General features: G+C 44.4%; 14 protein-coding genes. 9 read left to right on the plus strand and 5 right to left on the minus strand.

Translation table 11 applies throughout. From position 1 onward, the window contains the following. Nucleotide 1 precedes the first annotated feature (1 nt). From CW735_RS00770 to CW735_RS00800, 7 genes are all read left to right on the plus strand, one after another. On the plus strand, nt 2–475 hold the full coding sequence (locus CW735_RS00770; RefSeq protein ID WP_071978253.1) for a peroxiredoxin: 474 nt from the start codon (nt 2–4) through the stop codon (nt 473–475). A 284-nt stretch (nt 476–759) separates the two neighbouring features. Further along, nucleotides 760–1,569 carry a hypothetical protein gene (locus tag CW735_RS00775; protein WP_071978254.1) on the plus strand — a complete coding sequence of 270 codons (810 nt, stop codon included), beginning with the start codon at nt 760–762 and terminating at the stop codon, nt 1,567–1,569. 9 nt (nt 1,570–1,578) lie between these two features. Next, complete coding sequence (locus tag CW735_RS00780; protein WP_071978255.1) at nt 1,579–2,613, plus strand: extracellular solute-binding protein; 1,035 nt, start codon at nt 1,579–1,581, stop codon at nt 2,611–2,613. Continuing rightward, nucleotides 2,610–4,130 carry an ABC transporter permease gene (locus tag CW735_RS00785; RefSeq protein WP_083595151.1) on the plus strand — a complete coding sequence of 507 codons (1,521 nt, stop codon included), beginning with the start codon at nt 2,610–2,612 and terminating at the stop codon, nt 4,128–4,130. The genes CW735_RS00780 and CW735_RS00785 overlap by 4 nt, the downstream gene beginning before the upstream one ends. Next, nucleotides 4,130–5,164, plus strand: coding sequence for an ABC transporter ATP-binding protein (locus CW735_RS00790; RefSeq protein ID WP_071978256.1), 1,035 nt, complete (start codon nt 4,130–4,132; stop codon nt 5,162–5,164). Before CW735_RS00785 ends, CW735_RS00790 begins: the two co-directional genes overlap by 1 nt. 3 nt (nt 5,165–5,167) lie before the next feature. Then, nucleotides 5,168–6,349, plus strand: coding sequence for an NAD(P)/FAD-dependent oxidoreductase (locus CW735_RS00795; RefSeq protein ID WP_071978257.1), 1,182 nt, complete (start codon nt 5,168–5,170; stop codon nt 6,347–6,349). 423 nt (nt 6,350–6,772) lie between these two features. Further along, nucleotides 6,773–8,686, plus strand: coding sequence for a hypothetical protein (locus CW735_RS00800; RefSeq protein ID WP_157812629.1), 1,914 nt, complete (start codon nt 6,773–6,775; stop codon nt 8,684–8,686). Nucleotides 8,687–8,753: 67 nt separating this feature from the next. Here the strand turns inward: CW735_RS00800 and CW735_RS00805 are convergent, their stop codons facing one another. Next, the gene (locus CW735_RS00805; protein WP_071978259.1) at nt 8,754–9,386 is read right to left on the minus strand and encodes an MCP four helix bundle domain-containing protein; all 633 of its coding nucleotides are present in this window, start codon (nt 9,384–9,386) and stop codon (nt 8,754–8,756) included. 189 nt (nt 9,387–9,575) lie between these two features. Continuing rightward, nucleotides 9,576–9,803 carry a hypothetical protein gene (locus CW735_RS00810; RefSeq protein WP_071978260.1) on the minus strand — a complete coding sequence of 76 codons (228 nt, stop codon included), beginning with the start codon at nt 9,801–9,803 and terminating at the stop codon, nt 9,576–9,578. Nucleotides 9,804–10,011: 208 nt separating this feature from the next. On the opposite strand from CW735_RS00810, the gene CW735_RS00815 reads away from it, so the two are divergent. Both CW735_RS00815 and CW735_RS00820 read left to right on the plus strand, forming a co-directional pair. Next, the gene (locus CW735_RS00815) at nt 10,012–11,478 is read left to right on the plus strand and encodes a RimK family protein (RefSeq protein WP_071978261.1); all 1,467 of its coding nucleotides are present in this window, start codon (nt 10,012–10,014) and stop codon (nt 11,476–11,478) included. A 19-nt stretch (nt 11,479–11,497) separates the two neighbouring features. After that, nucleotides 11,498–12,670: a GNAT family N-acetyltransferase/peptidase C39 family protein gene (locus tag CW735_RS00820; protein ID WP_232368339.1), complete on the plus strand. Its 1,173-nt coding sequence runs from the start codon at nt 11,498–11,500 to the stop codon at nt 12,668–12,670. On the opposite strand, the gene CW735_RS00825 is transcribed toward CW735_RS00820, so the two are convergent. From CW735_RS00825 to CW735_RS00835, 3 genes are all read right to left on the minus strand, one after another. Next, the gene (locus CW735_RS00825; protein WP_100970708.1) at nt 12,660–12,854 is read right to left on the minus strand and encodes a hypothetical protein; all 195 of its coding nucleotides are present in this window, start codon (nt 12,852–12,854) and stop codon (nt 12,660–12,662) included. The genes CW735_RS00820 and CW735_RS00825 overlap by 11 nt on opposite strands. Nucleotides 12,855–12,930: 76 nt before the next feature. Next, the gene (locus tag CW735_RS00830) at nt 12,931–13,974 is read right to left on the minus strand and encodes an AraC family transcriptional regulator ligand-binding domain-containing protein (protein WP_100970709.1); all 1,044 of its coding nucleotides are present in this window, start codon (nt 13,972–13,974) and stop codon (nt 12,931–12,933) included. Continuing rightward, the gene (locus tag CW735_RS00835; RefSeq protein ID WP_100970710.1) at nt 13,949–14,848 is read right to left on the minus strand and encodes a GGDEF domain-containing protein; all 900 of its coding nucleotides are present in this window, start codon (nt 14,846–14,848) and stop codon (nt 13,949–13,951) included. Before CW735_RS00835 ends, CW735_RS00830 begins: the two co-directional genes overlap by 26 nt. Between the last annotated feature and the right edge of the window lie 40 nt (nt 14,849–14,888).

Below are 14,888 nucleotides of genomic sequence, written 5' to 3' on the forward strand. Positions count from 1 at the left end.
CATGATACGAGTTGGTAGTACCTTGCCCGAGGTAGACTTTAGTTTGTTGGTAGACGGTGAAATTACTAACCCCGGCACTAACGAGCTTTTCGCAGAGAAGCGGGTGGTAATGTTTGCTGTGCCAGGAGCTTTTACACCAACCTGTTCACACTCTCACTTACCCGGTTATGTTGCCCTTGCCGATAAATTTAAGGCGAAGGGTATTGATAGCATTATTTGTTTGTCGGTAAACGATGCGTTTGTGATGGATGCATGGGGCAAAGCGAGTAATGCTGAAGAAATTATAATGTTGGCAGACGGCAATGCATTCTTCACAAGACAAATAGGCATGGATATGAACACCAGCAACTTTGGTGGCGTACGCTCGCTTCGCTATTCTATTTATGTAGAAGATGGCGAAGTGAAAAAGCTGAACGTTGAAGATCCGGGCCGCTTCGATGTGAGTGATGCTCAAACCATGCTAGATAGTCTGTAACAGCCACATGGTGTAAACCTCACGCATATAAAACGCCCGCATATAACACGCCCACAAACTATGCGGGCTTTTTTTGGCCGCATACAAATCTACTTTGCTCGACCTAGCATATAAGCTTGGGCAGATTATTATGCCCTATAGTTTATTTCCTCAACCCCCAGCGCTCTTGCATAACCTGTAGGTATACGACCAATGGGCGAGATGAGTTGCCTTTACTTAGTTAATGATAATAAGTATCATTTGCGCAGATGCCAACGTGAAAGAACAATGTTTTAGGAACCAATATGACAATAACATTGAAAAAAATAAGTACCCTTTTGACTGCGTCGTTTTTGTCGCTATCAATGGTATCCACCAGTGCGCTAGCCAACGGCGAAATTGGCGATCACGTAAATAATCTTCACGCACATATTGGTGAATATACTGAAGAAGTTCATTGGTTGGAAAGCAAGTTTGGCTCAGTTGTTGATGCCTATGCAAGCAAAGACAAAAATCTTAAAACCGATGCCCTTATGGAATACTGGGAAGAAGTCGATTTTCACTCTGCAATTGAAACGCAATACGTGCCTATTTATGCGTCAATTTGGCAGGGAATTTACGGCGTAAAAGTTGCCATTGATGAAAGCAAACCTATTGATGTTGTTCGAGAAGAGCAAGAGAAACTGAATCACGCCTTGTGGCAAGCATTAGGCGCGGTTAAACTTGCATCCCAATATCAACAGCGAGGACTAGTTGATCAAGTTCGCACTACTGAAGTAGAGCCAACTACTGGGCCGGCTGTTATCGACGATATAAAAACGCGCTTAGATCGCGTTGTTGCCAAATATGCCGAGCAGCTTAACGAAGTAGCTACCACTTTGGTTCACGACACTTACCTCCAACGCTTTGAAGGTGTAGAAGGTGATTTAATTGCCAAAGACGCCGACTTGGTTGAAGCACTAGAAAAAGACTTCAACGTGACTTTGCCACAAGCTATTTCCAGCAATAAAAGCGTTGATAGCGTAAGAGACGTGGTAGAAGCCATGCAGGTTAAGCTTAATAAAGCACGTGCACTGCTGGTAGAAGCAGAAAAAGGTCGTAAAGACGTATTTTAAGGAACCTTAATGCAACGAAGAACATTCTTACAAGGCCTAGCGGCTGCCGGAGTATTGGGCAGCGTCCCCTTTAGTTTAGCGCATGCAGTCTCTGCCGCAGGCAGTGTTTCTGTAGAAACTTTGCCAAAACTAGAAGGCGACCTGACCTTATATTTAGGTCGTGGTGAGGGCGGCTTGTATGAAAATGTACTCGATGCCATTAAAAAGAGAAATCCAAAACTCAATCTTAAAGTTCGTCGCGGCGGTTCCGCGGCACTTGCCAATACCATTGTGGCTGAAACCAAGGCGGGTGTTAAACGCGCCGACCTTTTTTGGGCAGTAGACACTGGCTCAATTGGTATGGTGACAGATTCAGGCGCCGCTAAGCCACTTCCATCTACTGTTACTAGCCAGTTAAAAGACGGCTTTCAATACCCAAGTTGGTCGCCGGTAACGGGTAGAGTGCGAACGCTTCCTTACAACACAGAACGCGTAAAGCCAGAGCAAATTCCAGACAGCATTATGGCATTAGCCGATAGCGATTTAAAAATTGGGTGGGCGCCTGCCTACTCATCGTTTCAATCGTTTGTTACTGCAATGCGTATACTGGAAGGCGAAAACGCTACGCGCAGTTGGCTTAAAGGTATTAATAAAAATGCTAAAAAGTACGCTGGCGAACTTGGTGTGGTAATGGGCGTGGAACGCGGTGAAGTAGATGTCGGCTTCGCCAATCACTATTACACATTACGCTTAAAATCGGGCAAGCCAGACGCTAACGTTGCATTGGCTTACACCAATAACGACGCCGGCTGTTTGGTGAATGCATCGGGTATTGTGGCGTTAAGCGAGGGCGACTTGCCTGTTAACTTTATCCGTTACTTGCTTACCCATGAGGTACAAAGCTACTTGGCTCGCGAAGCCTATGAAATTCCGCTTGTGCAAGATGTGGCAGCGCCGGAGGGATTGGCAAGTTTAAGTTCGCTTTCTCCGCCAGAGTTAGATCTTCGTAAATTAGCAGACTTACGTCCAACCCTTAACATGATGAGGGATGTCGGCGTACTGTGACAAATTGGCCAAAGTCGTATCCACTGGCACTACTCATAGCGCTGATGGCTTTATTGCCCGTCGGCGTTTTGTTTTCTCTAGCACAAGATAGTGCCCAACTTTTTGATACGCATAATATAAGAGTGCTAGGAAACACGGTGGCCCTAATGCTGCTTACCATCATTGGATCTGTGTTGATTGGTGTGCCGTTAGCCATATTCACCGCGTACGTACATCTTCCCTTTAAACGTTTTTGGCTAATTGTTCTTGCTGCTCCCCTGGCCCTACCCAGCTATATTGGGGCATTTGCTATGTATTTCTCATTTGGCCGAGGCGGCGAGATAGAAAACGTACTTGGCATAAGTACTCCACCCATAAGCGGTTTATGGGGTTCTGCATTAGTCATGAGCCTCTACACTTACCCCTTTGTGATGATGACAACTCGCTCAAGCCTGCTCAGTTTAGATGCCAGCCTTGTGAACGCCGCCAGAACCCTTGGGTTATCATTAGGTGAAAGCTTGTGGCGCGTAGTGCTGCCCCGAGTAGTTAACAGCATTGGTGCAGGTGCATTGCTTGCGGCCCTTTACGCATTGTCCGACTTTGGTACTCCCGCCATTATGGGGCTAGATACTTTTACCCGCGTTATTTTTGTCGAATACAACGCGTTTGGTTTAAGTCAGGCCGCTATGCTGAGTTTGCAATTAATGGTGATAGTGGGGCTCATTCTGTTTATAGAAAGCCGTATAAGCGGCGCGACCGAGCGACCTGGCCGTCATCTTTCTTTGTTCCCGCCACGCTGGCAGTGCAACCTTATGCTACTAAGCGCTATGCCCATTGTGCTGATGGCGATTGTATTACCCCTTGCTATTTTCACCTTATGGTTGGTTCGCGAAGGAACCGGAGGGTTTGAATTCAGCTATGCGTGGAACTCTGCTCACGCTTCTTTCTTAGCTGCGCTGGTAGCCGTTCTCTTGGCAATTCCGGTGGCACACGCGGCTATTGCCGGCAAAGCCGGGCGGCTTATGGAGCGCATTACCTATTTTGGCTTTGGTGTACCTGGCATCGTTATGGGTACCGCATTGGTTTATGTTGGCCTGCAGCTTCCTGCGCTATATCAAACTTTAGGGCTATTAGTTATGGCTTACGTACTGCGCTTTTTGCCATTGGCAGTAGGCAGTGTAAGAACTACCGCTGAAAATATCGATTCAGGCTTAGTGAAAGCGGCAAGAGTACTTGGCGCAACGCCTAAAGAAGCCTTTATGCGAATTACGCTACCTTTAACCCTTCGTGGTATGATAGCAGGCGCTGCATTGGTGTTCTTAGAAGCCATGCGAGAGTTACCTGCCACTCTTATGCTTGGCCCAACAGGATTTGAGACCTTGGCTACCTACATGTGGCGAGTTTACGAGGCTGGTTATTTTGGTCGCGCCGCAGTGCCAGGGTTGTTACTAGTGCTATTGTCAGGTGTTGGTTTAGTGCTAATGCTGTCGGGTGAGCGAAAAGCCCAATTTACCGTTACCGAGGATGAACGTTCGTAATGCTAAGTGTAAGTAATTTGTCAGTGAATTATGGGGCTACCCGAGTAGTCGACAAGTTAAATTTAGAACTTGGTCAAGACGAAATTCTCATGTTGGTGGGGCCTACAGGCTGTGGAAAAACCACCATATTACAAGCATTAGCAGGGCTAATTCCTGTTTCAGAGGGCGAAGTACGCTTAGATAATTGGGTAAGTACTCCTGCCAAGCATGTTCCGCCAGAAAAGCGCAACGTGGGAATGGTGTTTCAAGATTTTGCTTTGTTTCCGCATCTAACCGTGCAGCAAAATGTGTGTTTCCGTTTAAAAGACACGTCCCTTGCCGATCATTGGCTAACACTGTTGGGGTTGGATAACTTTCGCAATGTAAAGCCTGCCAGTTTGTCTGGCGGTCAAAAGCAGCGGGTGGCGTTAGCCCGTACACTTGCTCATGAGCCAGCGTTTGTTCTACTAGATGAGCCGCTGTCTAACCTAGATGCAGCGCTGAAAGATAGCTTACGCTGGGAAATTCGAGATGCCCTTAAAAAAGCCGATGTCCCCGCTATTTGGGTTACTCACGATCAAGAAGAAGCTCTCAGTGTGGGCGACAGAATAGGTATACTGAATAAAGGCGTATTAGAGCAGTTAGACACGCCGGAAGTGTGTTATTCAACGCCGAACAGTCGTTTTGTGGCCCGCTTTATGGGCGAGGCTAGCTTTCTAAAGGCTCAATTCGACAATAGCGAAAACAATGTAGATAACACCGTTATTACGGATGTCGGCAATGTTCCTGGTACACCGCTCCAAAATGCTCATGGCGACGTAGATTTATTGGTAAGACCCGATGACTTAAGTTTAGATGCAAGTCATGCCTCGCCAAACGGTACAGTAGACTGGGTACGCTATGAGGGTGAAAGTCGCTTGTATGCAGTTATGCTCGATAACGGAAGTCAGCTGAAAGTGAGAGTAAGCCACGAAAATGCCATAAAGCCTGGTGAACGAGCCCATATACAGCTTATTACTACCCACCCGTTAGCAGTATTTCCAAGAGAGGCTTAATACGTGATTAAACGTGATGTGATAGTGCTTGGTGCGGGTGCTGCTGGGCTTTTTTGTGCTGCGCAAGCGGGAGCAAGAGGGCGTAGCGTAGAAGTACTTGATCACGCCAAAAAGGTAGGGCGCAAAATCCTAATGTCTGGTGGTGGGCGCTGCAATTTCACCAATATGTACGCAGGCCCAGAGAACTTCCTTTCGCAAAACCCCCATTTTTGTAAGTCTGCCCTGAGTCGATATACCCAGTGGGATTTCATTAGCTTAGTTGCCGAGCACGGCATTGGTTATCACGAGAAAACCCTTGGCCAATTGTTTTGTGACGACAGTGCAAAAGACATTGTAAATTTATTGCTTAAAGAATGCGAAAAGGCGCAGGTGACCGTCACCACTCGCTGTGACATTCTTTCTGTAGAAAAAAGTGAAAGTGGGTATTCACTCACTACCAGTAATGGTGATTACCAGTGCAAATCCTTGGTAATTGCTACCGGCGGGTTAAGTATGCCCAAATTAGGCGCTACGCCTTTCGGTTACAAAATTGCCGAACAGTTTGGCTTAAATGTGTTGCCAACCCGAGCCGCCCTGGTGCCATTCACCTTGCATGACAAAGACAAAGAAACACTGGCGGATTTGAGCGGTGTTGCAGTAGATGTTTATGCAAGCTGTAACGACACTACCTTTAAAGAAGCTATGCTGTTTACCCACCGAGGGCTGAGTGGCCCTTCTATGCTACAAATTTCCAGCTACTGGGAAGCCGGCGATACATTAAGTATCAATACGACTCCCGATAACGACCCTCACGAGTTATTAAATAACGCGAGGGCACAAACTCCTGATGCGTTGCTCGCTACCTGCTTAAATAAAATTTTCCCTAAACGTGTTTCGCAAAGTTTTATCGAGTTAAACGAATGGCGCAACGTGCCGGTAAAGCAGCTGTCTCACGGGGAATGCGAGAATATAGCGAACACATTAGAAAACTGGCACATAAAGCCAAATGGCACAGAGGGTTATCGCACAGCGGAAGTGACCATTGGTGGCGTGAATACCAATGAACTGTCTTCAAAAACCATGATGGCCAACAACGTGGAAGGGCTCTATTTTATTGGTGAAGTAGTGGATGTCACCGGCTGGTTAGGAGGCTATAACTTCCAATGGGCGTGGAGCAGCGGCTGGGCAGCCGGGCAGGTGGTGTAAGCTATTTCTCCCGCCGATGCTACAGCAATCCATGACAAATTAGATATGTATATTAAAGGCTAGTATCTGCCATAGATTCTACCTATACTGGTTGAGTGTATTTTGTACAGCAAAAGGACTCGCATGTCGTTTATCACTGAGTTAAAGCGCCGTAACGTGGTAAAAGTAGCCAGCGTGTATATGGTAACGGCATGGCTTATTTTACAAGTTATTGCTGTAGTCTCTCCTTATTTAAAGCTGCCCACTGCTTTTGGAACCGGTGTTACCGTTGTACTTATCATAGGTTTGCCCGTAGCCTGCATATTCGCATGGGCCTTTGAGCTTACCCCCGAAGGCGTAAAGCCGACCCGTAAAGTTCCCGATGAAGTTTCAATTGCACACGAAACCGGACAAAAAATAAATCGCCTTTTAGTAACGCTTATTGTGCTTTTGATTGCTTATGTTGCTGTAGATAAAATATGGCTTTCAACATCGCCTGCCACAGCAAAGCCAGCTTCGGTCTCGTCTGCTGCTGAAAATCAAAGTGAATTGGCCAACGAAAACGAGCCCGCTGCATCAAGCGAACTTCTGGCGCAAAACGTTGAAGCGGACTCGCAGGCAGAAGAAGTCAAAGTTTTAGCAGTATTGCCTTTCTTAAATCTGAGTACCGAAGACGACCAAGAAATCTTTGTTGATGGGTTAACAGAAGAATTACTTAATACGCTAGTGCGTATTCGCGAGCTAAAAGTGCTGGGGCGTACGTCTAGTTTCGCTTATAAGGGCGTAAACAAAGACCTAAAGATTATTGCCAGTGAGCTTGACGCAGATTATCTCATTGAGGGTAGCGTGCGAAAAAGCGGCAACAATTTAAGGATAACTGTGCAGCTTATTGAGGCCGAGACTGGTAGCCACTTATTTTCTGATAATTTTGACCGTACCCTCAAAGATATTTTTACGCTGCAAGAAGAAGTGAGTGATCAGGTTGCTGCCGCACTTAAACTCAATCTTATTCATAAAGACGACCGCTATTCAGCTGCATTAGATAAACTAAGTTATATCGAGGTGGAGCAATTGGTGAAAGCTAGAGCATTGGCCAACCGCGAAACTAGCGAGGGCATAAAGCAAGCCATTAACATATTAGAAGAACTGCTTCAAAAATATCCGGATGCGCCGGCAATACTGGGGCTCGGCGCGTATGTTGCCGCGATGGAGGTTTCATTTACAGAAAATGCTAGTATGAGCGAGAAAGACAGAACTGCAATGGCAGAGCGCGCTCTCGCTATTGACCCACTCAACAAAGATGCTCTGATCACTTTAGCTGGTACATATGATGATTTTGGATATTCAGTAACTAAAGCACAGCAATTATATCGCAAAGCTATTCGCGCTTACCCTTATGATTCTTATTTTTTAGGAGGTTATGTATACACAATGGTATTGTCGTTTACGCCATGCGGGCAGATAAATGAGAATATCAGTAATTTAGATATAAGTGGCGCAGAAAAAACGCTTCAAAATCAAATTCGTTACTTAATATTAAAATGCTTGGAGCCGGATAAAGCGAAAAAACTCATTACTACTGCTACTACCGAAGGTGTTGACTTCTATACAATTTTAATGGATTTCGAAGCGGGGTTTAAAGAATATAAATTGCTTTATGAGCAAAATCCGAATCAGCGATTCACTTCTGCTTACATATATCACCTATCACTTTTAGAGGACCATTCGACTGTTCAAACACTGATCAGCAGTATTGATTTGAATAGTAAGAGTTTTTGGTCGACTTATGTTTACTTTGATACCTATTTTACACCCAATCAGCTACCGGCTATCAACGTTGAGGAACTTTGGGAGCGAATGCTAATAAAGGATCATTTTGAGCTACCTAGTAAATATGCATTGATATTTTTTGACCGGGCACAAAAAGAGGAACAATTATCTGAATTGCGAAAGAGATTTTATAAACTGATTCCACCAGAAAATACTTTGTCGCAAATTCATAGTATAGCTGGTTATGCTTTTATATTAAAAAAGTTGGGTGAAAACCAAAAAGCAACTGAGATAGTTCAGAATGCGTTAAATGTACTGCGGAAATACAAAAAACAGTATCCCGAATCTTATCAATTCTACCACCTCGAATGGTGGGAATTAGAATTACTCATTATTGCAAAGGAATATGAGCAAGCCTCGGCTTTGTTAGAAAGTTATTCGTATAGGCCAATGCTTGTTTGGTTTGATATCCCCGCACTGCGTTATGCTTATAAAGATGAACTCGGTCATCCTTTCTTCAAAGAATTCTTTTCTCAAGTTGAGCTAGAAAAACAAAAAATGCGCGAGAAGCTGGGTGTGAAATTATAATGCCTAACCTTAAGCTGCCATTACCGCACCGAAACTACTAAACAGCTTTAAACTCGCAGCGATAAAACTACTCAGACACAAACTCATCTTTTTCCTTCGACGAAGGCAGTAAAATAATGATAAAGATAAGCACTGCTGTGATGATTAAAAAGTACTTCTCAAGTGAACGGTAGGTATTCATCGATTCAGCAGCTTTTTTGCTGATTGCTAACTTGTTCTTGCCTTCGGCGAGCTGAATATCAGACAGTTTATCTAAATCGCTATTTAATGCCTTAAGGTCTAGTAAAAGCGTTGCGATGGCTGCGGAGTCAGCTGGCTGGTCTTCAGAGAATGGGATATCTTTTTCTAACGCCACAAGCTCATTAAAGCTGGTTTCAAAGTGATTTAGCGTGAAGGCTTCAAAGTCTGTTAAGTAGGTTTTCTTAAACGCGTTAATAATGGCGAAAGCTTGTTTGTTGATTTTTGCGTTTTGATTGGCAAAGAACTCATAGTTTTGAGAGGCAAGTGCAACTTCTTTTTCGTGCAGGAACCCAGCAAGCTCGTAAATCATGCCGTTAACCACAAGGCGATCTTCGTAAATCTCCTCAATGGAATTCTTTACGCTATTGAAATTATTGATATTGGTTTGGCCCATGGCGTATACCAATGCAAGTGACGTAAGAAAAACAACGGTACATAGCCCTTTACTTGCCCAGCTCATAATTTCTCCTTTCACGAAAATACAGCGCGAATAGCTATCTAGATTTTTAGCGAGCTGTTACTTAACTGTTTATTTTTCGTTAAATCATAAACGCCAGAGCAAAGCGATGCAACCTTACTATTGACTGCAACTATGGCCTTAAAAGTTGGCAAACAGCGACACTTAAGCCGCTGATCAAGAAGAGGTGGTTTAACTTGGCACTACAGTGATGGGTTGGTATCCCTCAGCTTCTAGTTCCTCGTTAATACAGTCTAGTAGGTACTCATTTAGCGACTTATTGTCTGTGCCTTCATCTTCTGCAAGCTCCATACAATAGGCTTTTAACTCTAAAACTATTTCTTTATCAGCTACAGGTCGTTCTTGAGCTATGGCTAATGTAGATAAGAATAGACTTGCTAATAATGTTAAATACTTCATGTAGTCTCCTAGTAATCGTTCAATTTAGCCTTCAAAGTTTAGGAGTAATAGAGATAAATACGAGCAAAATAATATGACCGTTAAGGACAAATTATTTCATTTAAATACTGCTTCCCATCCATTGATATAGCATCAAAAAAGTCTATATTCCGCGCAATCAACTCAATGTCGCACGTAGTGTGCGACATGTACCTATTTGGAATTAAAAATGATAACAACATTAATTGTTGTCGATTCACTATCTGATGCTCATCAACTGCACTTTCAAAACTGCGAAGTGGTTGATTTTGAGCAATACCTTTCGCAATTTCCCAAGCGAGGGGAGGGCAAAATGCGCGTTATCAATTTGTGCGCAACCGACCGCTATTTAAGTAAGGGCTATTACTGTTCATTGTTAGCCGAAGCGCGCACGCACAAAGTACTGCCAAGCGTGAATACCATTAATAATTTGATTATTGAAAGTGAAGAACAGTCGCTTCAAATGAAAACCGTTACGCTACCAAAATCGTTGAGCGATGAAGCCATTGATGACAGTAGCTGTGATGTATTTTTTGGAACAACTAAAAAAGCGTCAATGAGCGCAATCGCAAAGTTTGCCTTCGAACGTTTTCCAGCGCCCTTTTTGCGTGTTTCGATAAGTAAACAATCGAGCGCTACGGTAATGACGGTAGCATTCGGCGATTGGTGTACGGCTAACGCTGAGGATAAATCGGCATTAGCTAATGCGCTTCAACACTACGTAGAAAAAACCTGGCTTCGTGGAAGTAAGCAAAAGCAAGCCCGCTGGGATATGGCGATTTTATGTAATGAAAATGAAGCGACACCGCCTAGCGACGCTAAAGCAATTAAGCATTTTATTAAAGCGGCAAAGCTCGTTGGTATTAACGCTGAAGTAGTAAATGCGGCCCAAGCTGCAGCTAACATTACTCATTATGATGCGCTATTTATTCGTGAAACTACCGCCATTAACCACCCAACTTATCATATTGCTCGTAAGGCGGAGCAGGAAGGGTTAGTGGTGATAGACGACGCGACCAGCATTTTAAAATGTTGTAATAAGGTGTATTTGCACGATGCGTTTAGCTATCACAAGGTGCCTTCGCCACGCAGTCACTTTGTGTCTGACAACACGACATCAACGTGCCAAATGCTAGCCGATGAATTTGGCTTTCCGATGGTACTGAAATTGCCAGAAAGCTCATTTTCAATGGGCGTATTTAAAGTAAAAGATAATGATGAGCTGAAAGATAAGCTTGAAACCATGCTAAACGAATCTGCACTGGTGTTAGTTCAAGAATATATCTTTACCGAATTTGATTGGCGCATTGGCGTATTAAATGGCCGGCCTATTTATGCGTGTCGATATCACATGGCGAGGGGCCATTGGCAAATATACAACCATGACGCGAAAACCAATACGTCCGGTGGGTTTGAAACTCTGCCAACCTTTGAAGTGCCAAAGCCCGTGTTAGATGCGGCAATTAAAGCCTGCTCAATGATAGGTAAAAGCCTGTATGGCGTTGATATTAAGCAGGCCAACGGCAAAGTATACGTGATAGAAGTAAACGACAACCCTAGTATTGAGGCAAAAGTGGAAGACCTATACCTAGGTAAAGAGCTTTATATGATCATTATGCAGGAGTTTGTTAATAGGTTAGAAGCCCGTGGGCGTTAGTAACAAATGGGAGCCTGTGGTGACTAACGCTGCCGTAAATTTGCGCTTGGCAGAAATTAGCGACCTTGATGCGCTGGAGCGAATTGAGCTTAGCTGCTTTGATAGCGATAGGCTTTCACGCAGGCGCATGCGCTACTGGATAAAAGCTGAACACGGTATATTGCTAGTTGCTGAAACCGAGAGTGAGGTTTTAGCTTATGGCCTGGTTATTTTGCGCAGAGGCAGCCGTTCTGCTCGCTTGTATTCACTGGCGGTGCTTGCAAAGGCTAGGGGGCAAAACATTGCTCCAGCGCTGCTGATTAAGCTAGAAGAAATGGTGTTAAGTGCAGAAAAGTTGTTTATTCGCCTAGAGGTTGCTGAAGATAACCTTGCAGCCATTCGCATGTATAAAAAGTTGGGATACCGTAAATTTGGTATTTATCGCCAATACTATGCCACAGGTGTAGATGCTCTTCGTTTTCAAAAGCCTGTATTACACCCGAATATGGCTAATGCTATGAAGCATTATCCGTGGTACAAACAGACCACGGCGTTTACCTGCGGCCCAAGTGCGTTGATGATGGCTATGAAGCATGTGCGAAGCGGTACTCCGCTCGATCAAACCACTGAAATTGATATTTGGCGTCAAGCTACTACTGTTTTTATGACGTCAGGACACGGCGGTTGTCATCCGTTAGGTCTTGCTTTAGCTGGCCATCAGCGCGGGTTCGATGTTGAAGTATACTCCACGCAAATAAACGATCTGTTCTTGGATGGCGTGCGCAGCGAGCATAAAAAATCGATTATGCGTATTGTAGAGAAAGACTTTATTGAGCGGGCGACGAATGCCCAAATACCGATATATCAAAGAGAAATTGAGCTCAGCGAAATTGAGACGGCGTTGAACAAGGGCTATGGCGTTATTTGCCTTATAAGTACTTACCAGTTCCATGGCATTAAGGCGCCCCATTGGGTGGTGATAACCCATGCCGATGACCGCTGTTTGTACTTGCATGATCCTGATGGCAGTGAAGGGTTTTATGACGAATCTGGAAATCGGTTAGACCGGTCCTCTCACGCCAATATTGATGATCGCGAAGATACCGATTTAGACTATCAGCATCTTCCTATCTTAAAACAAGATTTTGGTTCGCTGTCAGTATTTGGCAAAACCAAATTGAGAACGTGCTTGCTTGTTAAACCTAATGAATAGCCGATGAGGGTTGTGGAACACTGGGAGTTGGTGTGTTGTCTCCGCTTAAGTCAACCCTTGCTGCGTCTTCAGCCAGCGCCGTCATGGCGTCAATAATGTCGAGGAAGTGGGTTAGCTGTGCAGGCGATAAGTCTTTAGACAGGTGTTCGATTTTATTAATTAGCTGTTTGGTAGGTAAGCGCATAGTCAAATTCTCGTCGTTTTAGCGTTTTTTGCGTTCTATGACCACAGACTTACAATATGCTTGCCAAGTTTTTGATTTAAGACATTGAGTCTCGTATTTGCGTGAGTGTCATTCCTGTTAAGCGCTTAATAAAACGCCGCAGGTTGGTGGTGTCGCTTACTGAAAAGGCTTCGGCGAGTTCTTGTGTATTCGCTCTACAAGTTTGCAGCATCATTAGGGCGTGCTGCTTTTGAATGTCATCGCTAAGCTGTTTGAAACTCATATTGTGCTCCGCTAAGCGACGCTTAAATGTGGCTAAACTCATAGCGAGAGAGCCGGCTATTTGTGCAGCGGTTATATCTGGCTGTTTAAGCAACATATCTTGTACATGTTCGGAGAGAGCAAACATGGGCTGCTTTTTCAACGGGGCCATACCCGTTGTAATCCAATCGTTGTCAGCCATTAAAAAGTCTGTTTCCCATGCCTCTTGAGGCATTCTTATCAGGGTAATGGCTTGGTCGAACCTAAGGCGCGTGCCTAAGAACTCTTCATAGTCATAAATGTTGCGAGGTCGAGACCAAGCGAAATCGATGTTTACTGGAAACCGCTTTCCTGTTCCTTGTCGAAGGATAGATACAATCCATGCAAACGCTATTTCAACTAAAAAAGGCCATTGTTCAGTTACTCCAAAGGTATTTTGCGGGACAAGGTATACAGAATCGTCGTGAATATAGCTTCGCCAATGGACAAGAGGCATGCACCCCCATCGCAGTTGGGGAAGCAACGAAAAGCAATGTTCCATGCTGCTACATCGTAACACCAGCGATAATGGACCTACCATATGACTTGAAGTTAGCATGCGACCTATCTGCAAGCCTGCGTCACGATTTTTTATGCTTTTATGTGCTCGCATGCTGAGTTGAGAAAGCTGCCTTGCACTCATGGAAGAGCCGTTTGCAACATCTTCGAGAAAAAGGCTCGTGCCTCGTAATAGAGATGCGCTTGAAATACCCTGAGAAACTCCAACATCAATCATAGCCTGCGCCAATGGCCATGCCGTAAGCCGCTTATCGGAAGCGCCAAGCAAAGTAGGTCTTGAAGCGAAAGTACTACTCTTAGGCGGCATGGGTATGTTGGTCATCTAAGAGTCGATTGAGTCTGTGTATTAGTGGTTGAATTTGCTTCAAATTACCTATGTGCTCTGACGCATATCGGGCACTTAAGCAAATAGGCGAATTACTCTGTTGAGGATAAAAAGCATAGTGTTGAATGCTTATGATGAGTTGAGAAATACAGTTTGTTGTCGCAGTCTCGGAATCTTGCAGTAGCAGTATGGCAAACCTATCACCTGCAAACCTGCAAACTAAAGCATTTTCAGGTAATGACAGGGATAGCATAGACGCAAGCCCGCGCAGATAGCGATTCCCCTCGACGTGCCCGTAATGACAATTGAACTGGCTAAAATCATTAATATCTAGCAATACCAAGGTTTTAAACTTGCAGGACGTGTGAGTGATGGCTCGCTCCATTCTTTCCATCCAGTGCTCGCCACTGTAAAGTTGGGTTATTGGGTCTAGATCTTCAGTATTACGGACGAACCCCTCTCGAGTTTTCCAATGTGAATTAAGCGCTAGTTGCTCTTTGTGCCACTGCCATACTGCAAACGTAGTCATTACCATGCCGATAGAAGCGGGAATCGATTCCATCATCGAAATCCAATTTGATGAGGCAGAATAGTCCATAAACTCATCCATTAAATCCAGTAGAGACGAAAACAATATGAGGTTAAGCCCTATCACCAAAAGGTGAGTTAACTTGCCCGCTGGGCGGCTGATTAACAGCGCTAGTATCCAGAGTAAGAGCACCAAGCTTACACTTCCTTCTCCTAACACATCTAGCCATTCAATGTTTGAAGGTTCTGCATTGCCGGCTACTACGCACATAAAAAATGCAAGTAGAGGCAAAATGACTGACATCAGAAACAAACCTTGATGTCGAGTAAAATGTGAAAGCATGATGACTACCTAGTGGTGAAGAAAACTATTGTGTGTTGTT

The sequence above is a fragment of the Alteromonas sp. MB-3u-76 genome, from assembly GCF_002831605.1.
In the GTDB taxonomy this organism is placed as follows: domain Bacteria; phylum Pseudomonadota; class Gammaproteobacteria; order Enterobacterales; family Alteromonadaceae; genus Alteromonas; species Alteromonas hispanica.

Excerpts from the sequence above, each read along its gene's own strand:
- CW735_RS00780 (WP_071978255.1), top strand. The coding sequence starts at position 1,579 with ATGCAACGAAGAACATTCTTACAAGGCCTAGCGGCTGCCGGAGTATTG.
- CW735_RS00790 (WP_071978256.1), top strand. The coding sequence starts at position 4,130 with ATGCTAAGTGTAAGTAATTTGTCAGTGAATTATGGGGCTACCCGAGTA.
- CW735_RS00770 (WP_071978253.1), top strand. The coding sequence starts at position 2 with ATGATACGAGTTGGTAGTACCTTGCCCGAGGTAGACTTTAGTTTGTTG.
- CW735_RS00815 (WP_071978261.1), top strand. The coding sequence starts at position 10,012 with ATGATAACAACATTAATTGTTGTCGATTCACTATCTGATGCTCATCAA.
- CW735_RS00825 (WP_100970708.1), bottom strand. The coding sequence starts at position 12,854 with ATGCGCTTACCTACCAAACAGCTAATTAATAAAATCGAACACCTGTCT.
- CW735_RS00775 (WP_071978254.1), top strand. The coding sequence starts at position 760 with ATGACAATAACATTGAAAAAAATAAGTACCCTTTTGACTGCGTCGTTT.
- CW735_RS00830 (WP_100970709.1), bottom strand. The coding sequence starts at position 13,974 with ATGACCAACATACCCATGCCGCCTAAGAGTAGTACTTTCGCTTCAAGA.
- CW735_RS00835 (WP_100970710.1), bottom strand. The coding sequence starts at position 14,848 with ATGCTTTCACATTTTACTCGACATCAAGGTTTGTTTCTGATGTCAGTC.
- CW735_RS00810 (WP_071978260.1), bottom strand. The coding sequence starts at position 9,803 with ATGAAGTATTTAACATTATTAGCAAGTCTATTCTTATCTACATTAGCC.
- CW735_RS00805 (WP_071978259.1), bottom strand. The coding sequence starts at position 9,386 with ATGAGCTGGGCAAGTAAAGGGCTATGTACCGTTGTTTTTCTTACGTCA.